This window comes from Burkholderia pseudomultivorans, assembly GCF_902499075.1.
GTDB classification, from domain to species: domain Bacteria; phylum Pseudomonadota; class Gammaproteobacteria; order Burkholderiales; family Burkholderiaceae; genus Burkholderia; species Burkholderia pseudomultivorans.
This window is the reverse complement of sequence record NZ_CABVPP010000027.1, coordinates 80764-87937: the sequence shown is the minus strand read 5'-3', so window position 1 is coordinate 87937 and position 7174 is coordinate 80764. Positions and strand designations below refer to the sequence as shown.

Here is a 7174-nt window from a genome sequence, read left to right as displayed (position 1 = left end):
GCCCGCGCGCCGCGCGAGATCGCCGATGCGGCGCGCAAACCCTTCGGCGAGCGCGATGCCGAAATCCGCCGGCTCCGGCAGCCGCGCAACGAGGCCGCCGGTGAATTCGAGCGTATCGTCCGACGCGTTCATGCGCGGCCCCCTTCCATCATCCGGTCGAGCGCGTCGACGAGTTCGCGCGACGGCCGGCGCGCATGCACGCCGGCCGGCTCGCCGCCGCTGCGCCAGCCGGGCCGCACGCCGCGCACGAACAGGTACAGGTAGCCCGCGACATGCGTGTCGTAGTCGTAATCGGGCAGCCGCCCGCGCAGATAGCGGTGCAGCGCGACCGTATAAAGCAGCGCCTGCAGGTGGTACGCGTGATCGGCCATCGCGACGTCGAGCGCGCGCGGGCCGTAGGCGTCCGGTGTATTGCCGAGATGGTTCGACTTCCAGTCGACGATCCAGAACCGGCCGTCGTGTTCGACGATCATGTCGATGAAACCCTTGATGAAACCGGCGAGCGTACCGGCCTCCAGCGCGACGTCCGGATAGCCGTGCGCGACCAGCAGCCGGCGCAGCGCGCCGAGGTCGAGCGACGGCGCCGGAAACAGGAAGCCCATTTCGTCGAGACGCTTGCCCGGGTCGAGATCCGCCAGCCGCATGCCCGGCACGAGCTCGGTATGCACGACGTCGTCGACCAGCCGCACCATCATCGCGGGCAGACGCGCCGCGAGTTCCGGCTCGGCCTCGACCGGGCGGTCGTGCAGCGCGCCGAGCGCGGCCTCGCGCCACGTGTCGGGCTGCGTGAACCGGCTCAGCTCGAACAGGCGGTGCAGGCACTCGCCCGCCGCCGCGCCGCGCGGAAACACGAGGATGTCGTCGTCGGGCGGCACGACGGCCGGCGTATCGGCAACGATGAAGTCGCCGTCCGGCACGAGCGCCGCCAGCGCATCGTGGTCGGGCCGCAGATCGTCGTCCGGCACTGCCGCGACGCCCGCTTCCTCGCGCGCCATCGACGCGGTCAGCGAACTGAAGCTCGCCATCCGCCACGCATCGCGCAGCACGCGCGTCGCATGGCGTGCCGCGAGCGTCTGCGACGCATCGTGCCCGGCCGCGACGCGCTCGCGGCGCGCGGGCACCGGCAGCGGCGCGACGCTCACCGGGCCGCCCGCGAGCGCGCGCCACGCGGCGTCGAGCGCGGCTTCGTCGGGCGGCTCGTCGAGCCACGCGTCGAACGACTGCCCGGCGCCGGCGACCAGCCAGTTGAGCACGCTGCGCCGCGCTTCGCGCGTCGAACGCGACGACAGGTACGGCCCCGCGACGAGATAGCAGCGATAGACCGCGCGCGTGAGCGCGACGTAGACGAGCCGCGCGCGTTCCGCGGCCTGCTCGCGCAGCACCTGCCGCGCCGCGTGCGCGGCAGCTTCGTCGTCGCACCCGTAGTGCAGCACCGCGTCGCCCGCATCGTCGTGATATTCGCGCGCGTCGGGCAACCCGGACGCGGGCGGTTCGCGCAAGCCGCCGTCGTTCAGGAACGGACAGAACACGACCGCGTATTCGAGCCCCTTCGACTTGTGCACCGTCACGATCTGCACGAGGTTGCGATCGGATTCGAGCCGCAGTTGCGCCTCCTCGCCGCCGCCGTCGAGCCGCTGCGCGGCGAGCCAGCGCAGCGTCGGCGCGATGCCGGGCTGCGCGGACGCGCGCGCCTGCGTGAGTTCGGCGAGATGGTTGATGTCGGTCACGCGACGCTCGCCGTCCGCACCCGACATCAGCCGCTCGGCGATCCGCAGCTCGCGCGTGAACGTGCGCCACATCACCGCGAAGCCGCGCTCGCGCCACAGCAGGCGATAGCGCGAAAAGCGCTCGACCCAGCTCATCGCGTCGATCGAGCCGCCATCGTCCGCGTCGCGTTGCGCATCGCCGTCGCCCTGCTCCATGCGCCACAGCGCGGCCGCGTCGAGGCCGAACCAGTCGGATGCCAGTGCCGCGCGCAGCCGCCGCAGGTCGCCCGGCGCGTCGATCGCCGCGAGCACGCGCTCGAGCTGCTCGGCGTCGCCGGTCGAGAACACCGACGCCTGCGCGAGCTCGACGCTGCCGATGCCCCACGCGGCAAGCACGCGCTTCACGAGACTGCCCTGCCGGTGCGTCTGCACGAGCACCGCGATATCGCCCGGCGACAGCGGCGCGTCGCCGAGCCGCGCGTGCCCTTCCCGCGCGCCGCGCATCAGCCGCGCGATTTCGGCCGCACACGCCTGCGCGGCCTGCGCCTGCGCATCGCGCTTGAGCAGCGTCGCGTCGCCGCCCGGCAGCGTCCAGATCCGGAAGTCGCCGGCCGGGCCCGGATCGGTGTCGTCGACGAACGGTGCGCGCACGCGCGTGCCCGCGCGCACCGCGTAGTAATCGAGCCCGTCGAGCACGAACGCGCGCGGATTCGACAGGAACAGGCGGTTGCACGCCTCGACGATCGACGGCGTCGAGCGCTGGTTGACCGCAAGCGTGTAGCACGCGCTCGCGCGCTCGCGCGCCCTGAGGTACGTGTGCAGGTCCGCCGCGCGGAAGCTGTAGATCGCCTGCTTCGGATCGCCGACGAGAAACAGCGGCCCGCCCGGCGCGAAGATCCGGTCGAAGATCGCGAACTGCAGCGGGTCGGTATCCTGGAACTCGTCGATCAGCGCGGCCGGATAGCGCGCGCGCAGCGTCTCGGCGAGCCACGGATGCGCATGCAGCGCGTGGTACAGGTTCGCGAGCAGGTCGTCGAACGACACCACGCGCCGCGTGCGCTTGCGCTCGGCCAGCTCGCCCGGCGCGGTGTCGAGCCATTCGGCGATCAGCGCGAGCCAGCGCGCGCGCTGCGCGGCCTCGGCGGCCGCGACCGCCGCTTCGAGCGCGTCGGCCACCTCGAAGAACGGATGCTCGGGCGTCGCGCCGCCCTTCTTGGTCGCCTTCGCGAGCGCGGTGCGCGTGAGCTTCAGCGCGGCCTTCGGCAGCGCGGCCGTCGCGTCGCGCTGCGCGAAATGCGCGGTCCACGCGCCGAGTGCATCGGCCACCGCGTCGGGCTTGTGCGAACGCTGGTTCAGCACCGGCTGCGCGGTGCGCAGCAGCGCGTCGATCGCATCGCGCTCGGCGGCCCACAGCCGCGCCGCCTCGGCAAAGCATTCGGCGGCGGCGGCTTCGGCCGCATCGTCCGGTTCGGTCACGCCGTCCCAGCGCAGCGCGGCGAGCGGCTTCTTCAACCGGCGCGCCAGCTGCGCGTCGAGCGCGGCGGGCCCGGCGCCCGATTCGACGAGCCAGCCCGCGAAACCGGGCCAGCGCGCGGCCATCGGCTCGACGCGCGTGCGCCAGAAATCCGCGGCCAGCTCGAAGCGCAGCGCCGCATCGTCCGCTTCCATGTCGAACGCGAACGGCATCGCGGCCGCGAACGGCGCTTCCTGCAGCGCGCGCTGGCAGAACGCGTGGATCGTATGGATCGCGGCCTGGTCGAACGCGCGCAGCGCGCGGCGGATCCGCTTCGCGGCCGTCTCCGGGTCGAGCGCGCCGTCGTCGCCGAGCGTCGTGTCGAGCAGCCGGACGATGAACGGATCGCCGCCGTCGTCGCCGGTCTCGAGCGCGTGCGCGAGCTGCGCGAGCCGCCCGCGGATCCGTTCGTGCAGTTCGGCAGTCGCCGCCTTCGTGAAGGTCACAACGAGAATCTGGTCCGCGCCGAGGTCCTTTTCGAGCAGCAGGCGCACGTAGAGCGCGCAGATGTTCCAGGTCTTGCCGGTGCCGGCCGACGCCTCGATCTGGTTGACGCCGTCGAGCGGACACGCGAATACATCGAGTTCGAGCGCCGCCTGCGGCTGCGTGACGGCACTCATGCGAGCTCCTTCAGATGGTCGACGAGCGGCTCGAACACGAGCCGCGCCAGCGTGCCGAACGGCTCGTCGAGCGACGGATGCGCGCCGCGCCATGCGATCGCGATCGCCGGATCGTCGGCCTCGCTGACGACGCGCTCGTTGATCCACACGCTCGCGGCCTTCGCTTCGCCGTCGGAGACGCACGCCCATGCACTGCGCGGGAAGAACCGCAGCGGCATGCGCCGCCCGGCGCGAAACAGCGCGGCCAGCGGCGCGAGCTGATCGAGCGGCGCCGCGACCGGCGTCAGCTCGAACGCGCCGCCGCTGCCGAACCACAGCGTGCGGCGCGGCCCGTCGGGGTCGATCGCGCAGTAGACGAGATGCGCGAGCCACGCGGACAAATAGTCGCGTGCGCTCGGCCGCGCATAGCGATAGATGATCTGCCCGGCCGGCGTCAGCCGGTTCAGCGTGCCGTGCAGTTCGAGCGGCGCACCCAGCGCGTCGCGCGACAGCGCCGCGTCGTCGGCGCCGAACAGCGCCTGCCCGGTGTCGGGCCACGCCGGCATGATGTCGAGCGCGAACGGCCGCCGCTCGGTGCCGTCTGCGAGCGCGCGGCGCACGTTCGACGCGAGCTGCGACAGCGAGCCGAGCGCCTGGTCGCGCCACACGGCGCCGGTCGCGCCGCCCGGCAACTCGGGGCTCGCGTCCGCGATGCGCAGCGCGTGGTCGTGCACGCGCGCTTCGTCCGATTCGATCAGCAGCGGCAGCACGCGCGCGGCGAGCGCGTCGCTGCCGGCGAAGTCGAGCGCGAACGGCTCGGTATCGAGCAGTTCGGCCTGCGCATCGGCCAGCACGATGCCGAGGCGCGCGCGCAGCAACGCGCGCGCGGGGTGGCGCCAGAAGCGTTCGAACTCGCTGAACGCGACCGGCTCGACCGGCTCGGGCGGCAGCGGCTGCGCGAAGAACGGCTGCTCGCGCGGCCCGTCGCGCGACGCGTCGGCGGCCAGCAGCGACGCGAGCGTCGCGCGTTCGGCGTCGTACGACACCAGCGCGCTGTCGGGCCGGAAATACGCGGCCGCGAACGGCTGCAGCGGATGCTCGACGATGAACGCGCGGCGCGCGGCGTCGACCGCGTCCGGCGCGGCGTCGGGCCCGGCCGTGACAAGCGCGAGATGGTCGAGCAGTTCGTCGACGAGCGCCGCGGGCGGCAGCGGCGCGTTGTCGCGAATGCTGCGTCCGGTGTACGCGATCAGCAGCCGGTCGCGCGCGGCCAGCAGCAGGTCGAGGAACAGGTTGCGCTCGTCGTCGCGGCGCTGCCGGTCGCCGAGCTTCGGCAGCACGGCCATCAGGTCGAATTCGTCCGCGCGCGCGAGGCTCGGCAGCACGCCGTCGTCCATCCCGAGCAGGCACACGACGCGATACGGCAGCCCGCGCAGGCTCGTCAGCGACGAAAACGTGACGCCGCCCCACGGCACCCCGCCGCGCGCGGGATCGTCGAGCGCCGCGGCGAGGCCCGCGCGCACGACGGCCGCCGGCAGCGCCTCGTCGGCCGCGCCTTCGGTCATCGCGGCCAGCATCGCGTCGAGCGCGTCGCGCACGCCCGCGAGCGCGTCCGCGTAGGCCGCGCCCGAGTCGAAGAAGCGCGCGAGCGTGTCGGCGAACAGTTCGCTCCACGCGCGCGGCGTGTGCGCGTCGGCCAGCCGTCGCGCAAAGCCGTCGAGATCGTCGGTGAAGCGCGCGAGCCGGCCGAGCAGCTCGGCCTCGCTGCCGGTGGCCGCCTCGATCGGCAGCCACGCGCCGACCGGCGCGGCGCCGTCGGGCATCGCATAGCCGAGAAACAGCCGCGCGAGCGCATCGGCGAACGTATGGCGCGGCGCCGGCACGGCCGCGTCGTCGTGCGCGACCGGCGCGAGCCCGCGCCGCGCGCCGGCCGCCGCGAGCCAGGTCTGCACCGTCTCGAGCGCGTTCGCGTCGATCCCGTAGCGGGCCGCCACCGCATCGACGCGCAGCCATTCGACCAGTTCCGGCGCGCCGACCTGCCGGTCCGGCAGCGCGAGCCAGTCGAGCAGCACGCGCGCGACCGGGTTCGCCTGCGACGGCGGCAGGCCGGTGATCCGGTAAGGCACGCGCGCGCCGCCGGCGCCGGCCGTGCCGAACACCGCGTCGATCAGCGGCCCGGCCGCCGCGAGATCGGCGACCGCGACCAGCACGTCGGACGGCTGCAGGCTCGGGTCCGCGTCGAACCACGCGAGCAGGCGGTCGTGCAGCACTTCGAGCTGGCGCGCGAGGCTGTGGCACACATGCACCTCGATGCCGCGCTCGGCCGGCGGCGGGCCGAGTTCGGCCTCCGGTTGCAGTTCGAGGATCGCGTTCTGCACGCGCGCGAGCCAGGTCGGCGCGGGATTCTCGACGAACCGCGATGCATCGCCGAGCGCCGCGCTTTCGGTAAGCTCGTGCAGCATGTGCAGCTGCGCCTGCGTCTGCCGGCCCCATTCCGCCAGCAGCGGATGGCCGACTTCCTGATAGTCGAGCCGGCCGGCCGCGTCGAGCGCCTCGGCATGCGCCGCGGTCACGATGTCGAACCAGAACTCGCGGCACGGGTTCAGCGCATAGACGCGCACGTCGATCCAGCGCGACAGCTCGCGCAGCAGCGCGATATGCAACGGCGGCATCGTCGGCAGCGCGAACACGCTGACCGATTCGGGCCAGTCGATCCGCGCGAGCGCGTCGGCATCGAGATGGCGCGCTTCGACCAGGAATCGATGCGCGGGCGGCGTGCCGCTGTCGCTCAGCTCCGCGAGCAGCGCGCGCCACAGCGCGGCCTGCCAGCGCTCGTCGTCGCGCGCGGCATCGCCGATCCCGCGCGGCGCGCCGTCGCCGGCCAGCACCGACTCGCCGGCCTGCCACGCGGCGAGCCATTCGGGCCGATAGGTCAGGTAATGATCGAGCACGGTCGCGACGCGGTGCGCCAGCTCGTAACGCATCGCATCGTCGGACGCGGACAGATAGGCGGCGAGCCGCGGCGACGCGAGCCACGGCGCGCCGTCGGCCGCCTGCGCGAACAATCGGTAGCAGCGCCACACGAGGCGGTCGGGCGCGAACGGCGAGCGTGCGGGCACCGTCAGCACGCGGCCGATCTGCGTCCACAGCCATTGCGCGAGATACGTGAATTCGACATTCGCGCACACGCCGTGGCGCGCGGCGATGTCGAGTTCGAGACGACGCCGCAGCGCCGCGCTCGGCACGATGATTTGCTGCGGCGCCCATGGGCCGTTGCGAGCCGGGAACGCGGCCAGATCGTCGAGCAGCGCGTCGGCCAGCGTTTCGTGGCGATTCGAATAGAAGAGCTGGAGCAT

At 73.2% G+C, this 7174-nt stretch carries 2 protein-coding genes; both read right to left on the bottom strand.

Features of this window, described 5'->3' with window-relative positions:
• Positions 1 to 128: 128 nt before the first annotated feature.
• On the bottom strand, positions 129 to 3839 hold the full coding sequence (recB, locus tag BST28156_RS18825; protein WP_174903049.1) for an exodeoxyribonuclease V subunit beta: 3711 nt from the start codon (positions 3837 to 3839) through the stop codon (positions 129 to 131).
• The gene (gene recC / locus BST28156_RS18820) at positions 3836 to 7174 is read right to left on the bottom strand and encodes an exodeoxyribonuclease V subunit gamma (RefSeq protein WP_174903048.1); all 3339 of its coding nucleotides are present in this window, start codon (positions 7172 to 7174) and stop codon (positions 3836 to 3838) included. The genes recB and recC overlap by 4 nt, the downstream gene beginning before the upstream one ends.

Excerpts from the sequence above, each read along its gene's own strand:
- recB (WP_174903049.1), bottom strand. The coding sequence starts at position 3,839 with ATGAGTGCCGTCACGCAGCCGCAGGCGGCGCTCGAACTCGATGTATTC.
- recC (WP_174903048.1), bottom strand. The coding sequence starts at position 7,174 with ATGCTCCAGCTCTTCTATTCGAATCGCCACGAAACGCTGGCCGACGCG.